This is a genomic window from Neobacillus sp. B24 (assembly GCF_055381825.1).
On record NZ_AP035777.1, the window covers coordinates 5271104 to 5285618 of the forward strand.

A 14515-nucleotide genomic window follows, 5' to 3' on the forward strand; every position below is an offset into this window, starting at 1 on the left:
AACAATCTCTATTCTAAAAGCGTGCGTATTTGTTGTTTAATCTCTGCTGCATTCGAGTCATCCGCAAGGAAATCGGCGGGATAATACAGCTTATGGTCGGTTCTTCTTTTTCCGGAAATCGCATCGACAATTTCCGACTCGCGGGAAAGCTCGCGCAATTCTCCGCTTTTCAACAGCAAGTGAATCGGCAGCCGTTCTTCTTCCTCACCCGGCCGGTAAAAGTCGTACGGCAGGTCTGATGAGGAATCGACAATCAAATAATAGTCAGGGTCAATTCCCGCTTTTAAAAATAACGCTGTTAGCTGGGCGAGCTTCTTGTATTCTTTAGCAGGGTCAAATTCGGCATATTTGAACAGGTTCCGATTCACAAAGCGCCGGCACAGGTCGCTGATAATGGGATCGGGTTCTTCCTGCCAAATTTGGAAGTAATACATGATTACAGCTTCATCTAATTTTAAATAAGCTTCCAATGTTACCTCTTCACGGAATAACGAGATAAAGTGAGTCGGTTCATGTTTAAAAGTATAATTGTTTTTAAATAATTCCTTGGCGCGGTGGAGGATTTTCGTCAAGATTACCTCGGCGCTGCGGGAAACGGGATGAAAATACACTTGCCAGTACATTTGATAGCGGCTCATGATATAGTCCTCGACCGCATGCATACCGCTCTTTTTAATCACAACTTGGTCCTCGCGAGGCCGCATGACGCGCAAGATACGCTCCATATCAAATTGGCCGTAGCTGACTCCGGTAAAATAGGCGTCACGCTGGAGGTAATCCATCCGGTCGGCATCAATTTGGCTGGAAATCAGGCTGACCACCAGCTTTTTCTCCGAGGTTTTTTCAATGACTTCCGCCACTTTTTGCGGGAAGTCAGGGCTGACTTGCGTCAGAACCTTGTTCACTTCTGTATCGCCAAGAATAATGGCGCGGGTGAAATCCTCATGGTCAAAATCAAATACTTTCTCAAAAGCATGGGAAAACGGACCGTGTCCGAGGTCATGGAGCAGGGCGGCACATAGGGTGAGCAGACGGTCATCGTCGTTCCATTCCGAACGTCCTTGGAACACATCATCAATGATGCGGCGGACAATCTCGTACACCCCAAGTGAATGGTTAAAACGGCTGTGCTCGGCACCATGGAACGTCAGGAACGTGGTCCCCAGCTGCTTAATCCGGCGCAGGCGCTGAAACTCCTTCGTGCCAACCAGGTCCCAAATCACCTTATCCTGAACATGGACATAGCGATGCACCGGATCTTTAAATACCTTTTCCTCACTCAACTTCTCCACCGAATACTCCATGCATTTCCCTCTTCCTCAATTACTTAATTCTATTATACCCGCCCCTAAAGGGTAAATCATCCAAATTTCAGCAATTTTCTTCAGCATTTTTCGACACTCTTGGAAAAAAGAAAAATCACCTATGTCCAAAAACCGTAGGTGATTATTTCAACTTTTTATTAATCTTTTCCATTAATTCCTCTTCAGTCAAAGCCGCGAGCGGGCGGTTGTTGACGAAGGCGAAGGTCTTTTTCCGGCCGGGACCGCAGTAGGACTGACAGCCAATTTTAATTTCGGCATCCGGATCAATGTCTTTCAAACGAGGGATCAATGTCTTTAGATTCACGGCCTGGCAATCATCGCAAACGCGAAATTCATTGGACATTTTTGCTACAACCCTTTCTAAAAACAATCTATTTTAGACAAATAATAAAATAGGTTAACATAACAATTTTTTCCAAAAAAATCATAACGAACAAGCTATTTACTCCTATGGTATTTTACAGTTTCTTTGGAAGCAATGCAAGTTGGTATCCTTAGCAATCTTTAGCAGAACCGCGATTTGAAATCAAAACCAGCTCTTTTTAAACCTGCCATGTTTATAGTTACCTATTAGCTAAAAAAATCTATTATCCTTTTAACCATTTTGGTATAAACCCTAGAAAACTTGTCCATCATAAGACTAGAACTTTTAAATTTGTCGGGATATTGCCTGACCAATCATTGGAAAATCATCACATATAAGGAGTTGAATCATATGAAAGTTCGTCAAGATGCTTGGACAGACGAAAACGATCTGCTGCTAGCCGAGACTGTCCTTCGGCACGTCAGGGAAGGCAGCACACAGCTGAACGCATTTGAAGAGGTAGGGGATAAGCTTAACAGAACCTCCGCAGCCTGCGGTTTCAGATGGAATGCCGTCGTCCGCCATCGTTATGAAAAAGCATTGCAGCTAGCAAAAAAACAGCGGAAACAAAGACAAAGAATCCTAGGTAAGGACCAGGGAGGCAAGAAAAAGCTGCTCTACAGCCCGCCCGTTCCAGGAACAGAAGAAATGGAAGTACTAACTACTGTTCCATCCGAAATGATGGTTGAGCACCTAGAAGAAATGCAAGACATGACCGTTGAAATGGCGGAAGAAACCGTCGTTCAACCAGTAGTACCAGCAGCACCTGTCTATAGACAGCAATCAGCTATGGCGCCAACAGGGCTTACAATGGATTCCGTTATTACTTTCTTGGAAAACTTTAAACATTCCAATCTGCAAAATGATGCATTAAAAAGTGAGAATGAAAGATTGAAGAGAGAAATTGCACAGTTACAGCATCAAAACGAGGAATTGACGAAGAAAGTTGCTTCACTTGAGGAAAATAAAGAAACGATGCAGGAAGATTACGAGACATTAATGAAGATCATGAACCGGGCCCGCAAGCTTGTTCTATTTGAGGAAGAAGAGCGTCCGGCAACCAAATTCAAAATGGACCGTAACGGAAACCTGGAAAAGGTTGCAGAATAACAGCATATGCGTTCTACATCCCAGTCAATCTTTTAAAAAAGATAGGGAGAAGAGAAGAAGCGCAGCATCTCATTTTATAAGCTCCAAGCGCCTGGTATAGGCGCGGGAGCTCGATATAGAAAAGCCGTAAATCCATCAAGGGTTTACGGCTTTTACATTTCTGCTATCTTCTCATTGCGGTCAACTATCCGCTGATAATACCCTGGCAGCAGCCCGAGTTCAACCTCATTCAACGGTCCGGCAAACAACAAATCACTGTTCTCCTTTAATTTCTTCAGCAGCCGAAGCATCACATCACTAACAGTCAACTCAACACGAAGCAGTTCTGCAAGCGAGGCCATAACTTCCGGGACAATTTCTGGGTAGGCAAATTTTGTCACTTCGTTCCGCTTTGCCAATTCGTAAAATTTGCCAACCATCGCTGCCCGCTCCGAGCCGCTGCCGTTCACACACAGGTAAATTTGGACAGCCACCCCACGGCGTAGACGCCGCTGTGAGATGCCGGCAAACTTTTTCCCGTTAATGCTGAGGTCATAGCTTCCAGGACAATAGGAGCCAACAATCTCGCGTGCTTCAATTTCTACCGGAAAGTCGGCAAACATCCGCTGAATCAGCGCCCACATCGTCTCGTAGCCGCGATTGATATCGATGCCTTTTTCTGCCTCAGGAAAAATCAGTGAGATGTTGAGGACACCTTCATCAAGAACAACAGCAAGGCCGCCGGAATTCCGAACGATTACCTGAAATCCCTGTTCTTTTAAAAATTGAACTCCATCCTGCAAGAATGGCAGTTTCGTATCCTGAATGCCCATAACAATCGTATTATGGTGAACCCATGTCCGTGCTGTCGCCGGTGCTTGTCCCGCTCCGACCGAAGCGCACAGCGTATCATCCGTCGCAAACGACTGCAGCGCATGAAAATGCGGGCCAACAGCAGATTGGTCAATGATTCGCCACTGGGTTTGACGCAGTAAACCTTCCATAGTGGTAACTCCTTGATAGGTTGTCGTAAAACTTGAGGGAATTCAACAAACTTTTGCCATTATTCTACGTAATTTTAACAGAATTCTACAAACTTTAAGCACTTTTCTACGTAATTACAACTTAATTCTACAAACATTCAATGGAATTCTACAAAATGGCCTAAAAAAGAGCCAGTCCCATCCGGAACCAGCTCCCCATATTCCAATTACAATCCTTGCGCCGCGGTAATTAATGCCAGCTTATAGACATCTTCTTCGTTACAGCCGCGTGACAGGTCGTTGACTGGTGCGTTCAAGCCTTGCAGAATTGGGCCGACCGCTTCAAATCCACCCAAACGCTGAGCAATTTTATAGCCGATGTTGCCAGCCTCAAGACTAGGGAAAATGAACACATTTGCATCTCCCTGCAGCACAGAGCCCGGTGCTTTGCTTTTTGCAACAGACGGAACAAACGCTGCGTCAAACTGGAATTCGCCGTCCAATACCAAAGAAGGCTCACGACGCTGAGCCTCTGCCACAGCTGCCACGACACGCTCCGTTTCCTCTGATTTTGCTGAACCCTTCGTTGAGAAAGAAAGCATCGCTACACGTGGCTCGATATCAAACATCTCGGCTGTCCGAGCACTCTCGATCGCAATTTCTGCCAAGTCCATGCTGTCCGGCGCAATATTGATTGCACAGTCAGCAAACACGTACTTCTCGTCACCGCGGACCATGATGAACACACCGGATGTTTTCTTCACACCCTGCTTTGTCTTAATGATTTGCAGCGCCGGACGCACTGTGTCGGCAGTGGAATGGATTGCCCCGCTGACAAGTCCGGTTGCCTTATTACTATAAACAAGCATCGTGCCAAAATAATTTTCGTCCATTAAAATCTTACGCGCCTGCTCTTCGGTTGCCTTGCCTTTACGGCGCTCAACAAACGCTGCAACCAGCTCGTCCATACCCTCGTAGCTAGCAGGATCATAGATTTCTACACCATCAAGCGAAACGCCGAACTCGTCAGCCTTCGCCTTGACCTCACTAGTGCTGCCCACTAATACAGGTGTCAGCAGGTTTTCAGCCGCTAACCGTCCTACAGCCCGTAAAATCCGCTCATCTAAGCTTTCTGGAAATACAATCTTTAGGCCGCGTCCAGAAATTTTTTGCTTCAATCCTTGGAATAAATCACTCACAATTAAATCCTCCCTTACACACTTACCACTAGCTTACTTTACCCCAGTAAAATTTTAAAGCTGCATCCTTTACAGGTAACGCTTACACGCAAAAGTTCCAGTTTTCAAAAAATTCCACTCACCCTTTTACTATTTACACTTTTTCAAAAAATATCCATCTTGCCGTCAAAAAGCGTTTAATTGGGCATGTGTTGGTCAAACTATGATATAGTGTAAATGATTGTTAGGAACAATGATTATGTAGGAGTGATTATAATGAGTGAAGCAGCACAAACGCTTGATGGCTGGTATTGCCTCCACGATTTCCGTACTGTTGATTGGACGACTTGGAAGATGCTTCCCGAAGAGGAGCGCCAGGAGGCCATTCACGAGTTTCTCGGGCTGGTAGAAAAATGGAATGCCACCCAGGATCGTAAAGAAGGCAGCCATGCTTTATATACAATCGTCGGCCAAAAAGCAGATTTCATGATGATGATCCTGCGCCCGACTATGGAAGAATTAAATGAAATTGAAACCGAATTCAACAAATCGAAGATTGCGGAATTCACAGTTCCGGCATTTTCTTATGTTTCAGTAGTTGAACTTAGCAACTATCTGCCATCTGACGGCAGCGACCCATACCAGAATCCTTATGTGCAGGGCCGTCTCTACCCGATCCTGCCAAAAACGAAGCATGTCTGCTTCTATCCAATGGACAAGCGCCGCCAGGGCAATGACAACTGGTATATGCTGCCGATGGAAGAGCGCCGCGAATTAATGAAAAGCCATGGCATGATTGGCCGCACGTACGCCGGTAAAGTGAAGCAAATCATCTCAGGCTCCGTCGGTTTTGATGACTATGAGTGGGGCGTCACCCTATTCGCGGACGAGGTTCTGCAATTCAAAAAGCTTGTGTATGAAATGCGCTTTGATGAAGTGAGTGCCCGCTACGGCGAGTTCGGCGCCTTCTTTGTCGGCAATATTTTATCGGAAGAGCGCGTACCGAGCTTCCTTCACGTTTAATCCTTTTGAAAAAGTTCTCTACCTTATTAGGTTCGAGAGCTTTTTTCTTTTTCCCATTAGGCACTAAGGAAAACGCCAAAGAATAATCCTCGCAGGAACAAGCTGCGCTTGTTCCGATGACGCCTTTCGCTTTTCTTTCTCCTTCTGAAGTCATATATTTGGGCTTTCTTTCATACTAATAAAACAGCGAGTCATAGGAACCAATTTGGGCTTAAGCGAGTATGTTATAGAATGTTGGGCCATTGATTTATTTATTTTTAGGAGGGAAAAAAATGAACCAATACTATCCTCAATTTCAGCCTTATACTGGGGCAGCGGGACAGCAAGGGGCACAGCCGATGGCCGGGGGACAGCCGTTCCAGCCAACCCAGCAATTTCCACCGGGTACAGGTACGTTTCCACCACCAGGCGTAACTACATTTCCAGCGCCTCCAGCAGGCGGTGCTAGTGTTCCGGGCATGCTGCCAATTGAGCAGTCCTACATCGAAAATATTCTGCGCTTAAACAAAGGAAAACTAGTTTCTGTGTTTGCTACATTTGAAGGTAACAGTCAATGGAATGCGAAGGAATTTAGGGGAGTCATCGAGGCAGCCGGCCGCGATCACGTCATCTTAAGTGATCCTCAATCAGGCGCACGCTTCCTCATCCCAATGGTTGCCGTTGACTACATCACCTTCTCCGAGGAAATCGAGTATGATTATCCATTTGGCGCCGCACCTTCATTAGGTACTTACCCGCCGAGATAACTAGAAAAGGCATTAAGCACACAGCTTTATTAAATGATACAAGAAAAGACGTATGAATCAGCATACGTCTTTTCTTATTTATCAAGTTTTCTACGTCATTTTATTTCCGCTTCTAGGATTAAGAGTAATCCACTTTTATCGGTTGGGGGGATCCAGTTAAGTGCCTGAACCCATAAATAGACGGAACAATTCCGCTTAATTAGTAACTATTATTAAAAATGGCTTTAATGAACGGAACAATTCCGCCTATTGGTCTAAAAAACATGAAAAAAAGGAATTTTGCATTACATAACAGGAAAACCTCCGCTTATTTACCCCAAAAAGAGCGCCATTTTACATTTAACCGGAAATTCTCCGCTTATTCTTTTGTGGGTTAGACCCTGCTTTTTTATATACCTATAACCATGACCATGCGACTGTCATTTCGGAACGTATTTTTAGTCCCCTCAAAAACGGCACCCTTCAGTACACGTCTCAATGCTTTTTTATTGTTTAAAATTCCTTCACCACTCCAAGGATGATCAATACCCATGAAGCCAAGAAGCAGACACCGCCAATCGGAGTGATGGCACCAAGCGGTCCGATTTTTGTCAGGCTCAATACATACAAGCTTCCGCTGAAAAGAATAATACCTGCAAGCATCAGCCAGCCGGACCAGGTAAATAGCGAACTTGCCGCCGCTTTGCCCATCAAGAGGCCAATGACCAATAAGCCGGCCGCATGAAACATTTGATACTGCACACCCGTTTTCCAAATATCCAGGTAATACGCATCGAGTCTGTCTTTTAATCCATGGGCACCGAACGCCCCAAGCGCCACTGCCAAAAAGGCGTTGATGGCGCCGATAATAATAAATGTCTTCATGGTCATTTCTCCCCTATTTAAAAATCAAAAAGTGAATCGCCGTTGGCATCGTCATCCATTTCCAACTTTTTCGGCTGCGGCATCATCGCCGGCTGCTGTTGAAAAACAGCAGGTTGTTGGACAACGGTTGGCGGCTGAAAGGCTGCCGGCTGCGGGACGAATGGCTGGGGTTGAGAAAGCTGAGGCTTCCATGATGACGACTTTTGTGCCATGTCCCCGCTCCCCGCCTTCTTTTCATCCAAAATCAATTCGCATAATATTTTAATAGAGTAAATCCGTTCCCGCAAGCTTTCCTCCTTCTTGCTGTTCCGGGCCTGCTGCAATTCCGTTTCCATTTTGGCTAATAGTTTTTCCATTGATATATTCACGAGTGACACCTCTGATTTGAGTCTCTTATCTATTCTACATGAGTATGGTCGATTTTTCGAAAAAATAGTCTTCGGGTGGAGCTTCGACAACATTCAACGTGTTTCACGTGGAACGTCTCGAAACATGTCAAAAACCCGCACCTTGTTTTGGTACGGGTTTCATTAGCCTAGTATTCGTTGATAAACCGATTTTGCGTGAGTCAAGTCTTTCGTGCCATGTATAAGGGCACGTCCGTCCTGAAAAACAACCATCCGTTCGTTGCCAAGTTCCACCGAAAGGAGATACGGATTCCCTTTGACGTTATAGCCAAGCGCGGATAGTTGCCCGGCAAGCTGTTCCAACGAAATTTCACCAGTCTTCGACGGGCGGATTTGAACCGTATCGCGGCCGCATAAAACGGTGGTTTTCGTCATATTTTCGCGGTCCAGATATGGATATATCCGCTCCTCGCCGCACGACAAGCAGCCGGCATGCTTTGCCTTCGACATTTTTAAACTGGTATATTGGTTCCGCCACAGGTCAAAACTGACAAACGACATCCGAACAGCATCCCAATCCTCAACCAGCATTTTCAGCGCTTCCGCAGTCTGATGGGCGATGACCATTTGCACTGTTGGCGAGATGATTCCCCCTGTATCGCAGGTCATCCCCTGGAGCGGAATGGTGCGCAGCAGACAGTTTAGGCATGGTGTTTTTCCTGGAATGATTGAAAAACTCATTCCAAAACTGCCAACGCAAGCTCCATAAATCCACGGGACATTATATTTCTGTGCTGCATCGTTCATGGCCATCCGCGTCTCGAAATTGTCGGTAGCGTCAATCATGACGTCAACATCAACAATCAACTCTTCCAATAGTTCCGGGGTAGCGTCGCCAATAATCGCGCGAATCTCAACATCAGCATTAATGGCATGTAACCGCTTCTCCGCTGCGGCTGCCTTTGGCAGTTTTTCCGCGACATCCTCCTCGGTGTAAAGCTGCTGGCGCTGCAGGTTGCTTGCCTCAACATAGTCGCGGTCGATAATCGTAATCTTACCGACTCCGGCTCTGGTCAAGATTTCTGCATTTCCAGAGCCAAGGGCACCGGCACCGATGATCAAAACATGTTTGTTACGAATTTTTTCTTGTCCTTCCTTGCCGATTCCGGGGAAGAGGACTTGCCTTGAATAGCGTTCGTTCATCGTATCAGCCTCCGCTGACCGGCGGAATGAACGCAATTTCATCTCCGTCTCCGATGATCTCATCATTGGAAGCGAACTCTTCGTTAATCGCCGTCATTACCGTTTCCATCCGAGGCAGGTTATATTTTGCAGCTAATTCCGCCTTCAATTCAGCGACGGTTTTACCGCTTGCATCAAACCGTAAAACCTCTTCACCAACTGCGTCGCGCAAATGCGCAAAAAACATCACCTTATTCATTGTAGTCACCCTCCTCAGGCTTCCCGCTTGGATAGGCAACCGTCTCCTTTTGATTGCCGACCCATTCCTCGCCGTCTTCCCAGTGCTCTTTTTTCCAGATCGGGACAATTTCTTTAATCCGCTCAATCGCATAACGATTTGCCTCATAAGCATCGGCGCGGTGCGGTGTCGACACCGCAATCACCACAGCGATATCCGTGATATCGAGGCGTCCAACACGATGGGTAATCGCCACCTTCGAACCCGGCCAGCGTTCCTCAATTTCACGGCCAATCTGCTCGAGCTTTTTCACGGCCATTGCTTCATACGCTTCATAGATTAAAAACAATGTTTTCTTTCCGTAAGTTAATTCACGTACTGTACCAATAAACGTTGTAATCGCACCGGCTTCACGCTGGACGACCTTATCGATTACAGCTTGGGTATTAATTGGTTCTTTGGAAATTTCAAAGTACTTCAATAGGCTCACCTCTTAAACCAATGACTTAGGTTCGGCATTTTCAACCACTTGATATCCGCCGATGTTTTCCACCCGCTCCTTAAAGGCCGGGGTATGAATAATCTCGCGTAACAGCAAACCCTGTTCACTTTCATAAAAACTTCTCGTCATCACCAGATCATACTCTTCATCGGCAAGCGGAACAAATTCCAGGTCCATTGCTTTTGCCGCTGGATAAATGCCCAGACCTGCAGCATTACGATCTCCATTTACTTCCGCCGCCACCGCCAGATGCGAGAACATTTCACGGTCATAGCCAAGGACATCATCCGAACTTAGGCCCGCCTCTTCCAAGAGCATATCGAATAGGATTCTTGTCCCAGCGCCCTTTTGCCGGTTGACAAAATTGGCCTTCTTCTCGACCAAATCGTGGACCGTCCCTATACCAAGCGGATTGCCTGCTGGTAAAATCCAGCCCTGCTTTCGTTTCAAAAATGGGTATAAGACTATATCCTGCCCGGCTAAAAGCCTTCGAACATAAGAAATATTATATTGTTTCGTTTCCGGGTTTAGCAAATGAATGCCTGCTACATGGGCTTCGCCCTTGCGGATCGCCATAATTCCGGCCATACTGCCGACATGCGAGGAGACAATTTTCATATCGGTCCTTACCTGCTTTAATGCGGATGACAGCAGGTCAATCGTTAAATCATGGCTGCCAGAGAACACAATTGCTTTTTTGATTTCTTCAAGCGGGCGCAGAAGCTCTACTTCTGCCGTTTCCCCTTGCTCATAACCGATTACATCCGGCGGTACCACCAGCATGCCGTCTGCCCGTACATAGGACATCGTTACCCCCGCCGCGCGTGTCAGCGGATTGGCGACGAATTCCCCATCGACATAGCCGATATTCATTCGGACAAAATCTTCAGCTCCCATCGACGAAACAATCCGGCGGCCTAACCTAACTTCAACCTTCTGCCGCTCGGGTTCAGGAATGCCAAGATACTTGCAGACAAGCGGTCGGGCAAACCACTCCAGCGCTAAATAGGCAGATACAGGATAGCCTGGTACGCCAACAACGATTTTTTCATTTACTTTCCCTAAAATTACTGGCTTACCCGGACGTGCGGCAACTCCGTGAGTAAACACAGTCCCGATTTCGTTAATAATGTGGACGGTATAATCCTTGCGGCCCGCCGATGAGCCGGCATTAATCACGATAAAGTCGGAAGTTTCTGACGCCTCGAGCAATGCTTCCTTGATTTTGTCAGGCTCATCCTTCACAATCCGGTGCAAACGCGGTTCGCCGCCCCAATTTTTAATAAAATTTGCGAAAACTGTTCCGTTAAATTCAACAATCTTCCCTGGGTCCATCTCGGTACCGGGCTCGACCAGCTCATTTCCAGTTGGAATCACGGTGACAACTGGCTTTTTCACGACCGGTACGGTCAGCAGCCTTGAGGTCAGCAGAATACCTAAATCGGCCGGGCGCAGCTTGTGGCCTTGAGGAAACAACATTTCCTCCTGGACAATATCCTCTCCAATTGGCCGGATATGCTGCCAAGGGGTTGCTGGCTCGATAATTTCAATCGTATTATCTTCAATAACGTTCACATTTTCAATCATTATGACGGCATTGAATGGCGAAGGTATCGCATTACCGGTGTCGACATAAACAAACTGCCCGCCGCCCTTCAAATGCAGCGGATTTTGCTCATGGGCAGAATACGTGCTTTCCGCAACAACAGCAACACCGTCCATCGCTGATGCATGATAATGCGGTGTGGAAATCGGTGCGAAAATCGGCTCCGCTGTGATCCGTCCTAATGCATCGACTGCCGGAATCCATTCTGTTTCAGGGGTCAGATCGAATGCAGCAAGAATTTCGTCTCTGGCCTCAGTCCGTGGTTTATCTTCCAAGTAAATTTTCCGTTTGTACATGACTGCGCCTCTCCTTACCGTGACGGAATCACAGGAACGTATTCACCCTGTGAAACGCCTTCTTTTTCTGAACTAATCTCGACAATGCCATCGCTTTTTACCAGTGTGGTAATCAAGCCGGACTTTCCGATAATCGGCTCTGCCCACCATTCGCCGTCTTGTTCAAATAAGCGGACTCGGATGTAATCAGATCTGCCCATCGCCGAAGGGATATTTTTTAAAATGCGGGCATAAATACGCTCTGGGCGATTCACCAACACTTCTCCCTGTAATTGGCGAATGATCCTCTCGCCGAACAGGTTGAAAATAATCATTGCCGAGGCCGGATGCCCTGGCAGCCCGATGACCGGTTTGCCGTTTGCCACCGCCAAAATCGTCGGTTTGCCCGGCTTGATGGAGATTCCGTGGACAAACACGCCAGGCTCTCCCAATGACTGAATGACCTCTGTTGTGTAGTCCTTGGCTCCGACCGAACTGCCCCCGGAAACGATTAAACAATCTACTTGAGCATAAAGTTCCTGCATCCTTGCTTGAAACACAGAAAAATCATCCTTGACAATTCCTCCGTAGACAACCTCCGCATTCCAATCAGACGCCAGTCCGAGGATGGTCAAACCATTAATATCACGGATTTGCCCCATGGAAAGCGTTTCGGTCTCATATGGGACGATTTCATCTCCTGAAGAGATGTAGCCGACCTTTACCTTGCGGAACACCTCAACATGGGTAATCCCCAATGAGGCAAGTGCCCCAAGCTCCTGCGGTCGAAGCTTTGTCCCTTTATCGAGAATTATTTCGCCTTCACGGATATCCTCACCCTTGCTGATGACGTTTTCCCCAGGTGCCACCTGCTTATATGTATTGAGCAATCCGTCGACATCCTCACAATGCTCAATCATGATTACCGCGTCGCTCCCCTCCGGCATCATTCCCCCTGTCGGGATATACACTGCCTTACCGGAGACGACCTTTTCCGACGGGACTTCGCCCATTTTCACTTCTCCCGCTACGGTTAAAAAGCCGGGCATCGATTCGGAAGAACCATACGTATCTTTCGCGCGGACGGCATAGCCATCTACAGTTGAACGATGAAAGCCAGGCACATTTTCCTTCGCTGTCACCGGCTTGGCCAAAACGTAATGAAGAGCATCCTTCAATTCCCTTAGTTCCGTTTCCTCAAGTACCGGTATCTTTTCTTGAATCAAGGCAAATGTCTCTTCAACTGTTTTTACTTTGAAAAATTGCATGGCTCTCTTTCTCCCCTTTACTTTTCCTCCGCCCACTTCCTGGCATTCTCATATTCTTCTGGTTGATTCATATTAAAAAAAGTCCGATCCAAACTTTGTTCGCAAAATTTCGCCAATTGTTCTTTTGATAAGTATAACACATTTAACTCCTCAAGCATGGCCTTAATTGCCAGGCGGCCATTCTCAATCTTTTGCGCAGCTATAGCAGCGACCTTCTTATCGTAGGCTGCAAATAAAGGGTTTTGTACACCGTCAATAACAGGTATAACGGCATCATAGCCGCTGCAGCTTTCAGCAAGGTATTTGGCCAGTTCTCCGGAGATAAATGGCATATCACAGGCGACGACTACATTCACATCATATGGAGATGCCTCCAAGCCGGCATGTATCCCGGCTAGCGGCCCTTTGCCAGTATAATAGTCCGAAGCCATCTTTAAACCCAAAAAATCATAGGTTTCCGGGTCATTGGTTACAAGAAGTATGTCAGAAAACTGCCCGGCAAGTTCGTCTCGGATTCTCTCAATATTCGATTTTTCATTAATTTTTAGCAGGGCCTTATTTGTACCCATTCTACTCGATTTTCCGCCAGATAATATAATGGCAGCAGCCTTCATCATCAGCACCCCTTTTCATCTTCATAAAAGCTCAGGGAGCCGGGACTTGGACTGCATCCCTCAACCTTCGCTTTCGTTTTTCGTGCCAACCGCCTTGTAGCCGTTTTCCTGCGCGACAAAATCGAGGTGAATCGAGTTTAAATCGAGCAGGGCTGCGCTCGGTTTTTCAATATATTGTCTTGTATCAACAATTTTAATATATCCTTCACATTCTTCACAAACCTGAATTTGCGACGCGGCATCGCCTTCAATCGTAAGAAACTTGATTTTGCTATAATCGTCGTTACCGCAATGTGAGCATTCTAAGCGCTTTGCTCTCCAGTGAGCGAGACAGCGCGGACAGTGCAGGATTTTTTTCCCCTCATCCTCGAGTACAGCCAATCTCGCCGGTTCACCGCAAACGGGACAGCCGGCGCCGGAAACGCCTCGGTCAAGCTCTGGCTGGACCATTTCTGCTGTAAGCTGTAGATACGGGCGCAGTGCGGTCTCTGCCAAAAATTGCGGAATCCATGACTCAAGCCCATGTTCTTCGGCAAAGCTTTCAAAGTAAACTTGATTAAGGGAAAAAGCTTCCTCAATCCAACGGGCCGCAGTTTCTTCGTTTAGTAAATTTTCGACTCCGGCAAACTTGTCTTCTAGCTCTGGATTATTGTTGATTAATAGTGTTTTTATATCCTCTATCCACTGTAGGAATAGTGAAATTTCAAAGTCAATAGCCGTTAGAGCGGCAACCGGCACCCCTGCAGCCATAGCTGCTTTGTCCAGGTTCGGTTTAATGGTTTCAGGATTAATCATCCCTTTCCATTGCTCTTGAAGCCGAATAATGTCTTTTTGCAGGTTTTGGTACTCCTTTGAAACAACGGACTTAATCATGTCGCTTCACCTCGTTTTCTATTTTTAAAGCTTTAACT

16 protein-coding genes are annotated in these 14515 nt (G+C 46.6%); 3 read left to right on the top strand and 13 right to left on the bottom strand.

Annotation, left to right across the window (positions count from 1 at the left end):
• Window positions 1–8 precede the first annotated feature (8 nt).
• Entirely contained in the window at window positions 9–1304 is a 1296-nt protein-coding gene (locus tag ACZ43M_RS25930) for an HD domain-containing protein (protein ID WP_464505392.1), read from the bottom strand.
• A 142-nt stretch (window positions 1305–1446) separates the two neighbouring features.
• Window positions 1447–1668 (bottom strand): YuzB family protein, encoded by a 222-nt coding sequence (locus ACZ43M_RS25935; RefSeq protein WP_464505393.1) that lies wholly within the window; start codon window positions 1666–1668, stop codon window positions 1447–1449.
• 372 nt (window positions 1669–2040) lie between these two features.
• On the opposite strand from ACZ43M_RS25935, the gene ACZ43M_RS25940 reads away from it, so the two are divergent.
• The gene (locus ACZ43M_RS25940; RefSeq protein ID WP_464505394.1) at window positions 2041–2799 is read left to right on the top strand and encodes an RsfA family transcriptional regulator; all 759 of its coding nucleotides are present in this window, start codon (window positions 2041–2043) and stop codon (window positions 2797–2799) included.
• Window positions 2800–2951: 152 nt separating this feature from the next.
• On the opposite strand, the gene lipL is transcribed toward ACZ43M_RS25940, so the two are convergent.
• Entirely contained in the window at window positions 2952–3782 is an 831-nt protein-coding gene (gene lipL / locus ACZ43M_RS25945; RefSeq protein WP_464505395.1) for an octanoyl-[GcvH]:protein N-octanoyltransferase, read from the bottom strand.
• 206 nt (window positions 3783–3988) lie between these two features.
• Window positions 3989–4960: a phosphate acetyltransferase gene (gene pta / locus ACZ43M_RS25950; protein WP_464505396.1), complete on the bottom strand. Its 972-nt coding sequence runs from the start codon at window positions 4958–4960 to the stop codon at window positions 3989–3991.
• A 255-nt stretch (window positions 4961–5215) separates the two neighbouring features.
• On the opposite strand from pta, the gene hemQ reads away from it, so the two are divergent.
• Both hemQ and gerQ read left to right on the top strand, forming a co-directional pair.
• Window positions 5216–5962: a hydrogen peroxide-dependent heme synthase gene (hemQ, locus tag ACZ43M_RS25955; protein ID WP_464508119.1), complete on the top strand. Its 747-nt coding sequence runs from the start codon at window positions 5216–5218 to the stop codon at window positions 5960–5962.
• Window positions 5963–6234: 272 nt separating this feature from the next.
• Window positions 6235–6708: a spore coat protein GerQ gene (gene gerQ, locus ACZ43M_RS25960; RefSeq protein ID WP_464505397.1), complete on the top strand. Its 474-nt coding sequence runs from the start codon at window positions 6235–6237 to the stop codon at window positions 6706–6708.
• Window positions 6709–7200: 492 nt separating this feature from the next.
• Here gerQ and ACZ43M_RS25965 read toward each other — a convergent pair whose 3' ends face one another.
• The 9 genes from ACZ43M_RS25965 to ACZ43M_RS26005 form a co-directional block, all read right to left on the bottom strand.
• Window positions 7201–7572 (bottom strand): DUF423 domain-containing protein, encoded by a 372-nt coding sequence (locus ACZ43M_RS25965; RefSeq protein WP_464505398.1) that lies wholly within the window; start codon window positions 7570–7572, stop codon window positions 7201–7203.
• 17 nt (window positions 7573–7589) lie between these two features.
• Window positions 7590–7940 (bottom strand): YwdI family protein, encoded by a 351-nt coding sequence (locus tag ACZ43M_RS25970; RefSeq protein WP_464505399.1) that lies wholly within the window; start codon window positions 7938–7940, stop codon window positions 7590–7592.
• Between the two features lie 162 nt (window positions 7941–8102).
• Window positions 8103–9122: a thiazole biosynthesis adenylyltransferase ThiF gene (locus tag ACZ43M_RS25975; protein ID WP_464508120.1), complete on the bottom strand. Its 1020-nt coding sequence runs from the start codon at window positions 9120–9122 to the stop codon at window positions 8103–8105.
• A 4-nt stretch (window positions 9123–9126) separates the two neighbouring features.
• A complete protein-coding gene (gene moaD / locus ACZ43M_RS25980; RefSeq protein ID WP_464505400.1) occupies window positions 9127–9360 on the bottom strand; it encodes a molybdopterin converting factor subunit 1 in 234 nt (77 codons plus the stop codon).
• On the bottom strand, window positions 9353–9820 hold the full coding sequence (locus tag ACZ43M_RS25985) for a molybdenum cofactor biosynthesis protein MoaE (protein ID WP_464505401.1): 468 nt from the start codon (window positions 9818–9820) through the stop codon (window positions 9353–9355). Before ACZ43M_RS25985 ends, moaD begins: the two co-directional genes overlap by 8 nt.
• A gap of 12 nt (window positions 9821–9832) precedes the next feature.
• Window positions 9833–11743, bottom strand: a complete 1911-nt coding sequence (locus ACZ43M_RS25990; RefSeq protein ID WP_464505402.1) for a molybdopterin biosynthesis protein — start codon at window positions 11741–11743, stop codon at window positions 9833–9835.
• Window positions 11744–11757: 14 nt separating this feature from the next.
• Entirely contained in the window at window positions 11758–12990 is a 1233-nt protein-coding gene (locus ACZ43M_RS25995) for a molybdopterin molybdotransferase MoeA (protein WP_464505403.1), read from the bottom strand.
• 17 nt (window positions 12991–13007) lie between these two features.
• Window positions 13008–13607, bottom strand: a complete 600-nt coding sequence (gene mobA, locus ACZ43M_RS26000; protein WP_464505404.1) for a molybdenum cofactor guanylyltransferase — start codon at window positions 13605–13607, stop codon at window positions 13008–13010.
• A gap of 57 nt (window positions 13608–13664) precedes the next feature.
• Window positions 13665–14477, bottom strand: coding sequence for a formate dehydrogenase accessory protein FdhE (locus ACZ43M_RS26005; protein WP_464505405.1), 813 nt, complete (start codon window positions 14475–14477; stop codon window positions 13665–13667).
• Window positions 14478–14515: the final 38 nt, after the last annotated feature.